The following is a 13,745-nucleotide window of genomic DNA, read 5'->3' on the forward strand; positions in this document are numbered from 1 at the left end:
TTCTCCAGTCAATAATTTCTGGTTGGAATATTAGTCATATTCTGTTGGGAAAAGACAGTCTCGGAAATAAAAATATCTTTAGGTAATGTTTTTCCTGTTTGAAGATTTCCAAAATAACGAGTAACGGTATTGGCTACATACCAGCCGACATCAGGTTTACACTCGACTACGCAATTGACGATTCCTGACCGCAGCTTCTCGATCATATCTTCTTGTCCATCAATCGTTACAATAATCAAATCTTTTCCAGGTTTAACCGATGTTTCTTTTATCGCAGCTAAAGCACCGTGGGTCATTTCATCACTATGGCTGTATAATACATCGATTTCGGATAAATCATTTGTTTCTAAATATCGTTTCATCTGGTCTTTTCCTTTCATCCGAATAAAATCACCGACAATTCGGTGAACAATAGTCATTGGAGGTTTATGGTCGATGGTTCCATCTTTTTTTAGGGTTGGTTTACGATTGATTGATTCCAAAAATCCTTCGGGGCGTAGCTTGGTCGGTGTGGAGTTCTCTGAACCAGCAAGTTCTAGGATTCTGATTTCCTGTTTCTTTGAATTTGTGAAGTGATTGCTGACAAATAAACCCGCCCGATTTCCTTCTGCTTTGAAACTGGGGCCAATGTGGGTGACGAAAAGCTCGGGATCATTCGTTTGAATATGTCTGTCGACAAGTATGACAGGGATCCCTGCTCGCTTTGCTTCTTTTAATACAGAGTCCCACCCGGATTCTTGCAAAGGAGTAAAAATGATCATATCCACTTTATAGGCAATGAACGTCCGTATATCTTGGATTTGCCGTTCCTGATTCATGTAGCCATTTCGGTAGAGAACTTGGTAATCTTCTTTTTCAAGCGCAGTGATAATTGATTCAGTATGCTTTTTCCGCCAGCTACTCTCCGTTCCTGATTGCGAAAAACCAACGACTAGTGGGTCAGGTGCTTCCTTTGTATTAAGTGTACACCCCATCATTTGGTAAGCGATTACAACAAGGGCTAAAAAAAATAAAACACGTTTCACTTTAAATCACTCCATCTGGATTTGTTAGTACTATCTTATCAGATAAAAGGGAAAATCAAAGTCAAAAGGAATCAATCGAAAAAAATCCAAGAAACTTAAAAAAATCCAAGACAAAAAAAGTACACCTAAAAAATTTAAAGTAAATCCCATAAAAAAATCAATGTTAACGCTTTCTTTATTAGCTATACTCGGTGTATCAATTGAAATGGGGGATAAAAAATGAAAAACAAATTTAGAAAGATTGTTGGGAGTATCGCTATTTTGACCGCAAGCATTCTATTAAGTGCGTGTGGCAATTCAGGATCTGCAGATGATAGTACGGGGTATGTAGGAATCGCTATGCCGACCAAATCAGCAGAAAGATGGATCGCTGATGGGAACAACATGGTCTCGGAATTAGAAAAACTGGGTTATAAAACAGATCTTCAATATGGAGAAGATAAAGTAGAAAATCAAGTAGCACAAATCGAAAATATGATTACAAAAGGGGTAGATACACTTGTGATTGCTTCTATCGATGGTTCGGCTTTAACTGATGTGTTAGCTAAAGCAAAAGAAGCAGATATCAAGGTGATCGCCTATGATCGTTTACTGATGAATTCAGAAAATGTCGATTATTACGCGACTTTTGATAATTTTGGAGTAGGTGTATCGCAAGCAGCTTATATTGAAGAGCACTTAGGATTGAAAGAAGGAAAAGGACCATTCACGATTGAATTATTTGGTGGCTCGCCTGACGACAACAACGCACTAATCAATTACAACGGAGTGATGTCTGTTTTACAACCATATATGGACAACGGTCAGTTGGTCGTGCCATCTGGACAGACGAGTTTCAGTCAAATCGCTACGCTTCGCTGGGATGGTTCTACGGCGCAAGCAAGGATGGATAATCTGTTAAGCGCAAATTATACTGACCAAACATTGGATGCTGTTTTGTCGCCATATGATCCAATAAGTTTAGGGATCATTTCGTCATTAAAAGGCGTGGGGTATGGGAGTGAAAGTAAACATTTACCTGTGATTACTGGACAAGATGCGACAGTTGCTGGCGTTAAATCGATCATTGCCGGGGAACAAACACAAACGATCTTTAAAGACACACGTATCTTAGCAAAAAATACGATTGAAATGATCAAAGCAATCAGTGATGGAGAAGAGGTCCCGGTCAACGATACTGAAACTTATGATAATGGGGTGAAAACTGTCCCTACGTATTTAGCAAATACAGTATCTGTCGATAAAGATAATTATCAAGCAGAGCTGATCGACACCGATTATTATAAAGAATCCGATCTGAAAAATTAAGAGGAACCAAACAAGGAACTAAAGAGATCTAAGTCAGAGAGAGGATAAGAATTATGGCGGATTGTATTTTAAAAATGGCAGATATCACCAAAAAATTTTCTGGAGTCCGAGCGTTAGATTGCGTGAATCTGATGATTGAACGTGGGGAAATCCATGCATTGTGCGGAGAAAACGGAGCGGGAAAATCAACATTGATGAATGTCTTGAGCGGCTTGTATCCATATGGCTCCTATGACGGGGAAATCTTTTATGATGGAAAGCTGTGTCAATTTAAAGATTTGAAAGATAGTGAAGAAAAAGGCATCGTCATCATTCATCAAGAATTAGCACTAAGTCCTTATCTTTCAATAAAAGAGAATATTTTTCTCGGAAATGAACAAGCAGAAAGAGGCGTGATTGATTGGGAACTGACAGAAAAGAAAACGTATGAACTGCTGAATAAAGTCGGTTTGTCTATCGACCCGAATCTTCTAGTATCCCAGATTGGCGTAGGGCAACAGCAATTAGTTGAAATAGCTAAAGCATTATCAAAATCCGTCCGTCTGTTGATTTTGGATGAGCCTACCGCTGCATTGAATGAAGAAGAAAGCGCGAATTTGCTGAGATTGATCCGAGAGTTGAAAGAGCAAGGTGTAACCTCCATCATTATTTCACATAAGCTGAATGAAATCGTGGATATCGCAGATCGAATCACCATTTTACGGGATGGACAGACGATTGAGACACTAGAAAATGAAATGATCAGCGAAGAGCATATTATTCGCGGGATGGTGGGCAGAGATTTAGTTGATCGTTATCCTGAAAGAAAACCGGATATTGGAGAAGTTTATTTTAAAGTAGAAGACTGGACGGTCTATCACCCTCTTGATCATGAGCGAATCATAAATGACCACATCAACTTGCATTTGAAAAAAGGAGAGATTGTAGGAATAGCTGGACTGATGGGAGCGGGCAGAACTGAATTCGCTATGAGTCTATTTGGACATTCTTATGGAAGCAAGATATCCGGACGTATATTAAAAGAAGGGGCAGAGATATCAGTTAAGACCGTTCCTTCAGCCATTGCAAACGGACTCGCTTATGTCTCGGAGGACCGAAAATCTTTAGGACTGAATCTGCTGATGGATATTCGGGAAAACGTGACGCTGAGCAGTTTGGATAAAATAAGTCAAAAAGGAGTATTAGATAAAGAAAAAGAAGTAACTGAGGCAGAAAATTTCCGGAAAAAGATGCGTATAAAAACAAACTCCATCCATCAAATTGTCAGTAGTCTTAGTGGTGGGAATCAGCAAAAAGTCGTTTTATCCAAGTGGCTGATGACACAACCCGATATTCTTTTTTTGGATGAGCCAACCCGTGGGATAGATGTTGGGGCAAAATATGAGATCTACACGATTATCGAAGAAATGGCAGCAAATGGCAAAGCTGTCTGTCTTATCTCTTCTGAACTTCCTGAAATATTAGGGATGTGTGATCGAATCTATACGATGAACGAAGGACGTATTACAGGAGAAGTCTCGCGAGAAGATGCAGATCAGGAAGTCTTGATGAAATTAATGACGAAAGAAGAGGTGGGTTAAGTTGGAACAGGCAAAAAATCTTACGGATAAAAAAGAGAAAAAACTAAATTTGAAAAGTAGAGCAGCTGATCTTTTTGGTCGCTACAGCATGGTGATCATTTTAGCGGGACTACTTATTGCGTTTCAATTGATGACGGATGGTATTTTCTGGCGTCCATTGAATATAACTAACCTTGTTCTGCAAAATAGCCATATATTAGTACTAGCTGCAGGGATGTTATTAGTTGTGCTCTTAGGTCATGTGGATTTGTCGGTAGGGTCAGTGATGGCGTTTGTTGGTGCAATTGCGGGCATGATGATGGTCAATCGCCAAATGAACCCGTGGATGACAGTTATCGCATGTCTTGCAGTAGGCGGGCTGATCGGCGCATGGCAAGGTTTTTGGGTAGCTTATGCAGGGATACCGGCGTTTATCGTGACTTTAGCAGGATTGCTGATGTTTCGTGGACTGACACAAGTTGTTCTAGGAGGCCAATCTCTAGCACCTTTTCCAGCTGTTTTCCAAAAAATGTCTACGGGTTATTTACCAGACTTAAGCGAAGGAAGCAGCCTTCACTTCTTGACATTGATTTTAGGAATGATCATCACGATCGTGTTAGTTGTTGGTCAATGGCGAACAAGAAATCGTCGGAAAAATCATTTATTTGAAGTGGAATCTCCAGCAGCTTTCTTGGTAAAGGCGGTATTTACAGCAGTCGTTGTACTAGGAATAACTTATATCTTTGCCTCTTATCAAGGGTATCCGATTATTTTGATCATTCTTGGTTTGATCGTTGCAGCATATGGGTTTTTGACAAATAAAACAGTAGCAGGTCGACAGATTTATGCGACGGGCGGAAATCGAAAAGCGGCTGAACTATCAGGGATCAAAACAAAGCGAATCACGTTCTGGGTATTCGTCAACATGGGAGTCATGGCAGCTTTAGCTGGATTAGTTTTAGCTGCTCGATTGAATGCGGCAACACCTCAAGCAGGTACATCGATGGAACTGGATGCAATGGCGGCAGTATATTTTGGTGGTGCTTCGACTTCCGGCGGCATTGGAACAATCATGGGTGCGATTGTCGGTGGCTTGGTCATGGGTGTATTGAACAATGGCATGTCGATTTTAGGCGTCGGGGTAGACTGGCAGCAGGCAATCAAAGGATTGATTTTGCTTTTAGCCGTTGTGTTAGACTTGTATAATAAGAAAAAACGAACAACGTAGGAGAACGCCGGTTATTCAGAAAAAAGACTGTGACAAGACATTTGTCACAGTCTTTTTTTTGCTAAAAGCGAACATTCATTGTTTCGTTTGTATAGACTAAAAATAATATATGTTTTTTTACCATTCGTATAAATTCTCTTTTTGCTCTTGATTTTTTTGCTTAATTGAGTTAAATTACATAGGGCGCTAAAAAAAGCCTTGATTAAATTAATAATGTTCGTGTTTTGCTGGATGTGAACATCAGGAGGATAATGTAATGAAAGTATTTGATTACGAAGATATTCAATTAATTCCTAATAAATGTATCGTAAATAGCCGTTCTGAATGTGATACAACGGTCACATTAGGTAAACATACATTCAAAATGCCAGTAGTGCCTGCCAACATGCAGACGATTATTGATGAAACAATCGCAGAATTCTTAGCGGAAAATGGTTATTTCTATATCATGCATCGGTTTGATGAAGCAGCTCGAATTCCGTTTATCAAAAAAATGAAAAAGCGTGGATTGATTACCTCAATCAGTGTTGGCGTCAAGAAAGAGGAATATTCCTTTATAGAGAAGTTGGCAGAAGAATCGCTAAATCCTGATTATATCACTATCGACATCGCACATGGACATGCTAACTCAGTTATTGATATGATTCAGCATATTAAAAAATATTTGCCTGAAACTTTTGTGATTGCCGGTAATGTTGGTACACCGGAAGCCGTCCGTGAATTGGAAAATGCGGGCGCAGATGCAACAAAAGTAGGGATTGGTCCAGGAAAAGTATGTATTACAAAAATCAAGACAGGCTTTGGGACTGGAGGCTGGCAGCTGGCAGCTCTTAGATGGTGTGCGAAAGCAGCTCGCAAGCCGATCATCGCTGACGGTGGGATCAGAACACATGGCGATATTGCAAAATCTGTCCGTTTTGGTGCGACAATGGTCATGATTGGTTCATTGTTTGCCGGTCACGAGGAATCTCCTGGCGAAACAAAAGTCGAAAATGGAATCGTGTATAAAGAATACTTTGGTTCTGCTTCAGAATTCCAAAAAGGCGAAAAACGAAATGTTGAAGGAAAGAAAATCTGGATCCAGCATAAAGGATCTTTGAAAGATACACTAGTGGAAATGCAACAAGACCTTCAATCATCTATTTCTTATGCTGGAGGAAGAGATCTGGAAGCCATTCGAAAAGTTGACTATGTCATCGTGAAAAATTCGATTTTTAATGGAGACACAATCTAAAAAATAAATAAAATATTAGGATGTTGTGAAAAAGTTGTCCTGCATTAAGTAATAAGAACAGCCAAACAAAAATAGTTCTTTATATGTTTTGTTTGGCTGGAATTATTATCGCAGATACAAGCTTTTGAACATCATTATTCAGGATAAGGGACTGTGATAAGATTTTTGTCACAGTCCCTTATGTTTTGCAAAAAAAGTTTTTCTTTTTTCTCGTAAATTCGGTAAAATCAAAAGAAAAAATAGACAATAGAAAAGAGAAGCTTATGTGGGAAAAAGTAGAGAAAAAACAAGGACCGATTTATCGTCAAATCATGGAACAGATTATGAGAGAAATCGAAAACGGAAGGATCAATCCTGGAAGTCAACTTGAATCAGAACGAAAACTAGGGCAACTTTTTGGTGTGAATCGTTCCACCGTTGTCCATGCATTGGAAGAGCTTAGGGAGCTTGGGGTACTAACGAGCAAACGTGGCAGCGGATGGTTTGTTAATCAGACTGAATGGGGGAAATTCGCTGTTCCAAGAATCGATTGGCGGCAAATGATCTCTCCTCGTTATGAGCAGACGGACTGGTATGAACAAAAAATAAGAGAAGCAAAGCAGATCCAAAAAACATCGTTTCTTGATTTATACGCTAGCGAGATGCCAGATGAGCTTTTGCCGAATTTTGAGTTTCCTTCTTATTCTCTTGAAGAAATCTTAGCGGAAGAAAAAGAAATGGATCTTTTAGGCTATACTCCGTTACGTAACAAAATCAAACGGTATTTGGAAAGTAAATTTGAATTGGCATTTTCCCCCAACCAGCTTCTTGTGACTGGTGGCGGTCAGCAAGCAATCTTTTTGATTTTACAAACGATTCTTTCAGCTGGAGAGGGGATAGCTGTAGAGTCACCTTCTTTTTTTTACCGATTACCTCTTTTCAAAGCTTCAGGAACGCGTTTATTTGGGATACCGATGGATGAAGAAGGGATCGACTTAGAAAAACTGAAAGAATCGATCCATAAAAATAAATTGAAAGCAGTGCTTATCAACCCGAATTTTCAAAACCCTACAGGAAAAGTGATGAGTCAAAAACGACGAGAAAAGCTAGTAGAATTGTGTCGACAGTATCGGCTTCCAATTATTGAAGACGATGTATTTACGGATCTTTCATTTCTAAACCAAGAAGAAGTCCTTCCTATACGAACGATTGATCCGGATAATGTGTTATACGTCGGTTCGTTATCTAGGGTTTTAGGAAAAACAACGAAAATCGGTTGGGTGATAGGACCTGAGACTTTTATCTCGCAACTAGCTCAAGCGCAAGAAATGATGGAGTTTTCGATGAATATCCTTACACAAATCACAGTGGCTAATGTATTTAATGAAGCAATTGATTTGAAAATGCAAGATGTAAGAAAAAAGTTGAAAGAAAAAAGCCGACTGATAAGCGCTTGGGGAGATTCACAATCGTTTTTCAAGCTTCATTCAATTTTAGGTGGTTACTATGCCTGGATTACTTGGGATGGGAAAAAACTAGACCCCGAACTAGCAGAAAAAGTAGTAGATATGGGTCTTGGAATTGCACCAAGTCTACTTTTTGGGCAAGATATAAATGGAATCAGAATCAATTACAGTAGGCTGGATGAAAACCAAATACCGTTGTTTTATTCAAAGATGAAAATTCTAGAAAAGTGGTTAACAGAATAATTTCACAAAGTAAATAGATTAAAGAATATAACAGCTTGGATTTAAATTTCAAGCTGTTTCTTTTTTTTCGGAAAAAGAATACGATATAAAGAAACTAAGAAAAAACCATTATTTGTACGTCCGTTCACGATGTGTAAATAAAATAAATATTTGCAACAAAACTGTATAACACCAACGTTTCTAAATAGAAACAGATGGTTGTAAGTTTGATTAGAAAATAGAAAAAATGCAGATGAAATATAAAGCGCTTTCCTTATTGTGATTTTATTCACTAACGCTGTTAATATGCGGATTGGCATAATTTCCTTTCATCGTGAAAATTTGTGCTTTTAGCTTGTATTTCTCATAAATCCATGATAATTTATTAATGAAGACGGTTAAATAGTGATACAGTTTTATTCACTGTTTCAATCGCAGAATGAAGAGATTTTCTTATAGATGAGAGAGGAATGTGTGACAAATGGCAAACAAAAAAGCACCGATCGACTTCCAAGCACTGCTAGATGAAGTCAATGCAGATTTCCCAGTATATCAAGCACTTGATCAAGATGGAAACGTAGTTAACAAAGATTTAGTACCTGATTTATCCGATGATGAACTCGTTGAATTAATGACTCATATGGTATGGTCTCGTGTATTAGACCAACGTTCAACAGCGCTGAACCGCCAAGGACGCCTAGGCTTTTTTGCACCAACTGCTGGACAAGAGGCGAGTCAGCTGGCTAGTGCTTACGCATTTGATAAAGAAGATGTTCTTCTTCCAGGTTATCGGGATGTACCTCAACTAGTAAAACATGGTTTACCTTTATCTCAAGCTTTTTTATGGTCTAGAGGACATGCTGCAGGTAATTCTTATCCGGAAGAATTGAAAGCTCTACCACCACAAATCATCATCGGTGCACAATATGTACAAGCAGCCGGTGTTGCATTAGGTTTGAAGAAACGAAACAAGAAAAATGTCGTCTTCACTTATACTGGTGATGGCGGTTCATCACAAGGTGATTTTTACGAAGCAATCAATTTCGCTGGCGCTTACCATGCAAATGCCGTATTTTATATCCAAAACAACGGGTATGCGATCTCTACACCTCGTGAAAAACAAACTGCAGCAAAAACACTTGCACAAAAAGCTGTCGCAGCTGGGATTCCTGGTATTCAAGTCGATGGAATGGATCCGCTTGCAGTATATACTGTATCTAAAATGGCACGGGAATGGGCGATCAGTGGAAATGGACCAGTCCTAATCGAAACACTGACTTATCGTTATGGACCACATACACTATCTGGTGACGATCCAACCCGCTACCGTACAAAAGACACAGATGACGATTGGCAGAAAAAAGATCCATTGATCCGCTTCCGTAAATATTTGACGGAAAAAGGACTTTGGTCTGAAGAAAAAGAAGAACAAGTCATCGAAGCAACTAAAGAAGAAATCAAAGCAGCTATTGCTGAAGCCGACAAAGTACCAAAACAAAAGGTTTCAGATTTCTTGAAAAACATGTTCGAAGTATCTCCACAATCAATCAAAGAACAAATTGCAATTTATGAAGCGAAGGAGTCGAAATAATCATGGCACAAAAAACAATGATCCAAGCAATCACAGATGCCTTAGCACTTGAACTAGAAAATGACGAGAATGTCGTTGTTTTTGGTGAAGATGTTGGGAAAAACGGAGGAGTTTTCCGGGCAACTGAAGGATTGCAGGAAAAGTTCGGAGAAGACCGAGTATTCGATACTCCTTTAGCTGAATCTGGAATCGCAGGATTGAGTTTCGGTCTTGCGTTAGAAGGATTTCGTCCAGTTCCTGAAATCCAATTCTTTGGTTTTATTTTCGAAGCAATGGACGAAGTAGTAGCTCAAATGGCTCGTACAAGATATCGAATGAGCGGCACTAGAAATCTACCCATCACAATTCGTTCGCCATTTGGTGGCGGTGTTCATACACCAGAATTGCATTCGGATAATTTAGAAGGTTTGATCGCTCAGTCTCCTGGTATTCGAGTAGTGATTCCTTCCAACCCTTATGATGCAAAAGGACTATTGATTTCTTCTATTAGAAGTAACGATCCGGTTGTTTTCCTAGAACACATGAAACTATATCGCTCATTCCGAGAAGAAGTGCCGGATGAAGCTTACGAAGTTCCTTTGGATAAAGCAGCAGTTACTCGTGAGGGAACAGATGTATCTATTATCACATACGGAGCAATGGTGCGTGAAGCAATCAAAGCAGCAGACAATCTTGCAAAAGAAAATATATCTGTTGAAATCATTGATCTTCGTACAGTTGCGCCATTAGATGTAGAAACGATCATTCAATCCGTGGAAAAAACTGGTCGCGTAGTTGTTGTCCAAGAAGCACAACGACAAGCGGGCGTTGCCGCGCAAGTAGTTTCTGAGATCTCAGAACGCGCTATCCTTTCATTAGAAGCCCCAATCGGACGAGTTTCTGCACCTGATACAGTCTTCCCATTTGGACAAGCAGAAAATGTCTGGTTGCCAAATGCAAAAGATATCGAAGACAAAGTAAAAGAAATCGCGGAATTTTAAGAAAAGAAGGGACGAAACAAAGTCATGGCTTATCAATTTAAATTGCCGGATATCGGTGAAGGAATCGCAGAAGGTGAAATCGTCAAATGGTTCGTCAAACCAGGAGATACGATCAATGAAGATGATACATTACTAGAAGTTCAAAATGACAAATCAGTAGAAGAAATCCCGTCACCTGTTACAGGAACGGTTAAAAATGTGATTGTTCCAGAAGGTACCGTAGCAAATGTTGGGGATGTATTAGTAGAAATCGATGCACCAGGACACGAAGACAATGAAGGGGACAGTGGTGTAGCCGCAGAATCCCAAACTCCAGCTAAACCGGCTGCTGAACCCACTGTTGATACAGAATCAGCTGGATCGTCAAGCGAAGGAGTCTTCCAATTTAAGTTACCGGATATCGGTGAAGGAATCGCAGAAGGTGAAATCGTCAAATGGTTCGTCAAACCAGGAGATACGATCAATGAAGATGATACATTACTAGAAGTTCAAAATGACAAATCAGTAGAAGAAATTCCGTCACCTGTCACAGGGACAGTTAAAAACGTGATTGTTCCAGAAGGCACTGTAGCAAATGTTGGGGATGTATTAGTAGAAATCGATGCTCCTGGACACAATAGTGCACCGTCAACTAGTGCGCCATCAGCTGAAGCACCAAAAGAAAAAGTGGAAACATCAGGTTCAGCAAGTGTCGTTGAAGCTGCCGATCCAAATAAACGTGTATTGGCTATGCCATCTGTTCGTCAATTTGCCCGCGAAAAAGATGTAGATATCTCACAAGTAACTGCAACTGGAAAGGGTGGCAGAGTAACAAAAGAGGACATCGAAAACTTCTTGGCAGGAGCTCCAAGCAGCGCACCAGCGAAATCAGAAGCGCCAGAAGCGGCAACTCCGAAAGAAGCAGCTCCTGCAGCAGAAAGCAAACCCGCTGAACCAGCAAAACCATTCAAGTCCAACTTAGGAGATTTGGAAGAGCGTGTAGCAATGACACCAACACGTAAAGCTATTGCTAAAGCAATGGTCAATAGTAAGCATACAGCTCCACACGTGACATTGCATGATGAAGTAGAAGTGTCTAAACTATGGGATAATCGGAAACGATTCAAAGAAGTAGCTGCTGCAAATGGTACGAAACTTACTTTCTTGCCATATGTCGTGAAAGCTTTAACAGCGACTGTTAAGAAATACCCAGTATTAAATGCATCTATTGACGATGCAAACCAAGAAATCGTTTATAAACATTACTACAATATCGGTATTGCAACAGATACGGATCACGGATTATATGTACCAAATGTAAAAGATGCAGACCGCAAAGGAATGTTTGCTATTGCAGATGAAATCAATGAGAAAGCAAAATTAGCTCATGACGGCAAACTATCTGCAGAAGATATGCGCAATGGAACAATTACGATCAGCAATATCGGATCTGTAGGTGGCGGTTGGTTTACACCAGTCATCAACTATCCAGAAGTAGCTATTTTAGGTGTAGGAACGATTGCGCAACAACCAATCGTAAACGCTGAAGGCGAAATCGTTGTCGGTCGTGTGATGAAACTATCACTAAGTTTTGATCACCGTATCGTAGATGGAGCAACTGCGCAACAAGCAATGAACAATATCAAACGTCTTTTAGCTGATCCAGAGCTATTAATGATGGAAGGATGATAAACAAATGGTAGTTGGAGATTTTGCTGTAGAATTAGATACAGTTGTAATCGGTGCGGGACCTGGCGGCTATGTAGCTGCCATCCGTGCTGCTGAAATGGGACAAAAAGTAGCAATCATTGAAAGAGAATATATTGGCGGTGTTTGTTTGAACGTCGGCTGTATTCCTTCAAAAGCATTGATAGCTGCGGGACACCATTATCAAGAGTCACTAGATTCCGAAATGTTTGGGGTAACTAGCGAAAATGTCAAACTAGATTTTGCGAAAACACAAGAATGGAAAGAAAACAAAGTTGTCCATACGTTGACTTCTGGTGTTGGTTTTCTATTAAAAAAACATAAGGTTGAAACAATCGAAGGCGAAGCGTTCTTCGTAGATGATCACACACTACGCGTCATTCATCCAGATTCAGCTCAAACTTATTCGTTCAATAACGCAATCATCGCAACAGGCTCCCGTCCAATCGAGATTCCAGGATTTAAATTCGGCGGACGTGTGTTAGATTCTACTGGCGGATTAGCATTGAAAGAAGTACCTAAGAAATTTGTGATCATCGGTGGCGGTGTGATTGGTGCCGAATTGGGCGGAGCGTACGCAAACTTAGGAGCAGAAGTAACGATTCTTGAAGGCTCACCACAAATTTTACCAACTTACGAAAAAGATCTCGTAAAATTAGTAGAAGATGATTTCAAGAAAAAAGGTGTAACAGTCGTAACGAATGCGATGGCAAAAGAAGCAGTCGATAACGGTGACAGTGTGACAGTGAAATATGCAGTGGACGGGAAAGAAGAATCTGTTACTGCTGACTATGTGATGGTCACTGTAGGACGTCGTCCAAATACGGATGATATGGGCTTAGAACAAGCGGGTGTCGAAGTAGGAGAACGTGGATTGATCACAGTAGATAAACAAGGACGTACGAACGTACCTAATATCTATGCCATCGGTGATATCGTTCCAGGGGCGGCATTAGCGCATAAAGCTAGTTACGAAGCAAAAATCGCTGCTGAAGCAATCTCTGGCAAAAAAGTAGCTGTAGATTATAAAGCAATGCCAGCAGTTGCCTTTACTGATCCGGAATTGGCTTCTGTAGGTATGACAATCAAAGAAGCAAAAGACGCAGGTATCGAAGCGAAAGCATATAAATTTCCATTCTCAGGGAACGGTCGAGCATTATCGCTAGGTAAAACGGAAGGATTCATCCGTTTAGTCACGACGATCGAAGATAACGTGCTTATTGGCGCGCAAATCGGTGGAGTCGGCGCAAGTGATATGGTCTCTGAATTAGCTTTAGCAATCGAATCAGGAATGAATGCTGAAGATATCGCCTTGACGATTCATCCTCATCCATCTCTTGGCGAAATCGTCATGGATGCTTCGGAATTAGCATTAGGTTTACCAATCCATATTTGATTTGAATAATACAGGCGAAACGCAACTGAAAAATCAGTTGCGTTTTATTTTTTAGAATTATCAATAATATT

At 40.0% G+C, this 13,745-nt stretch carries 11 protein-coding genes; 9 read left to right on the top strand and 2 right to left on the bottom strand.

The window, feature by feature from the left end; genetic code table 11:
- Positions 1-8: 8 nt before the first annotated feature.
- Positions 9-1,025 carry an ABC transporter substrate-binding protein gene (locus tag IGL15_RS06280; protein WP_104765177.1) on the bottom strand — a complete coding sequence of 339 codons (1,017 nt, stop codon included), beginning with the start codon at positions 1,023-1,025 and terminating at the stop codon, positions 9-11.
- A 219-nt stretch (positions 1,026-1,244) separates the two neighbouring features.
- On the opposite strand from IGL15_RS06280, the gene chvE reads away from it, so the two are divergent.
- The 5 genes from chvE to IGL15_RS06305 all read left to right on the top strand — a co-directional run bounded on the left by chvE (position 1,245) and on the right by IGL15_RS06305 (position 8,042).
- Positions 1,245-2,333 carry a multiple monosaccharide ABC transporter substrate-binding protein gene (chvE, locus tag IGL15_RS06285; protein WP_104765178.1) on the top strand — a complete coding sequence of 363 codons (1,089 nt, stop codon included), beginning with the start codon at positions 1,245-1,247 and terminating at the stop codon, positions 2,331-2,333.
- A 53-nt stretch (positions 2,334-2,386) separates the two neighbouring features.
- Positions 2,387-3,913 (top strand): multiple monosaccharide ABC transporter ATP-binding protein, encoded by a 1,527-nt coding sequence (gene mmsA, locus IGL15_RS06290; RefSeq protein ID WP_104765179.1) that lies wholly within the window; start codon positions 2,387-2,389, stop codon positions 3,911-3,913.
- Between the two features lies 1 nt (position 3,914).
- Entirely contained in the window at positions 3,915-5,120 is a 1,206-nt protein-coding gene (mmsB, locus tag IGL15_RS06295) for a multiple monosaccharide ABC transporter permease (protein ID WP_002298996.1), read from the top strand.
- 256 nt (positions 5,121-5,376) lie between these two features.
- Entirely contained in the window at positions 5,377-6,354 is a 978-nt protein-coding gene (gene guaC, locus IGL15_RS06300) for a GMP reductase (protein ID WP_002287992.1), read from the top strand.
- A gap of 263 nt (positions 6,355-6,617) precedes the next feature.
- Positions 6,618-8,042, top strand: a complete 1,425-nt coding sequence (locus IGL15_RS06305) for a PLP-dependent aminotransferase family protein (protein WP_002297114.1) — start codon at positions 6,618-6,620, stop codon at positions 8,040-8,042.
- A gap of 41 nt (positions 8,043-8,083) precedes the next feature.
- On the opposite strand, the gene IGL15_RS06310 is transcribed toward IGL15_RS06305, so the two are convergent.
- Positions 8,084-8,341: a hypothetical protein gene (locus tag IGL15_RS06310; RefSeq protein WP_104765180.1), complete on the bottom strand. Its 258-nt coding sequence runs from the start codon at positions 8,339-8,341 to the stop codon at positions 8,084-8,086.
- A gap of 161 nt (positions 8,342-8,502) precedes the next feature.
- Here IGL15_RS06310 and pdhA point away from each other — a divergent pair, with 161 nt between their 5' ends.
- From pdhA to lpdA, 4 genes are read left to right on the top strand one after another with little or no spacing between them, the layout of a single operon-like run.
- Positions 8,503-9,612 carry a pyruvate dehydrogenase (acetyl-transferring) E1 component subunit alpha gene (gene pdhA, locus IGL15_RS06315; RefSeq protein WP_002289692.1) on the top strand — a complete coding sequence of 370 codons (1,110 nt, stop codon included), beginning with the start codon at positions 8,503-8,505 and terminating at the stop codon, positions 9,610-9,612.
- Between the two features lie 2 nt (positions 9,613-9,614).
- Positions 9,615-10,592: an alpha-ketoacid dehydrogenase subunit beta gene (locus tag IGL15_RS06320; protein WP_002289688.1), complete on the top strand. Its 978-nt coding sequence runs from the start codon at positions 9,615-9,617 to the stop codon at positions 10,590-10,592.
- A gap of 24 nt (positions 10,593-10,616) precedes the next feature.
- Positions 10,617-12,260 carry a dihydrolipoyllysine-residue acetyltransferase gene (locus tag IGL15_RS06325; RefSeq protein ID WP_002300399.1) on the top strand — a complete coding sequence of 548 codons (1,644 nt, stop codon included), beginning with the start codon at positions 10,617-10,619 and terminating at the stop codon, positions 12,258-12,260.
- Positions 12,261-12,267: 7 nt separating this feature from the next.
- Complete coding sequence (gene lpdA, locus IGL15_RS06330) at positions 12,268-13,674, top strand: dihydrolipoyl dehydrogenase (RefSeq protein ID WP_002289686.1); 1,407 nt, start codon at positions 12,268-12,270, stop codon at positions 13,672-13,674.
- Positions 13,675-13,745 lie beyond the last annotated feature (71 nt).

This window comes from Enterococcus sp. DIV0436a (genome assembly GCF_051711605.1).
GTDB lineage: Bacteria > Bacillota > Bacilli > Lactobacillales > Enterococcaceae > Enterococcus_B > Enterococcus_B faecium.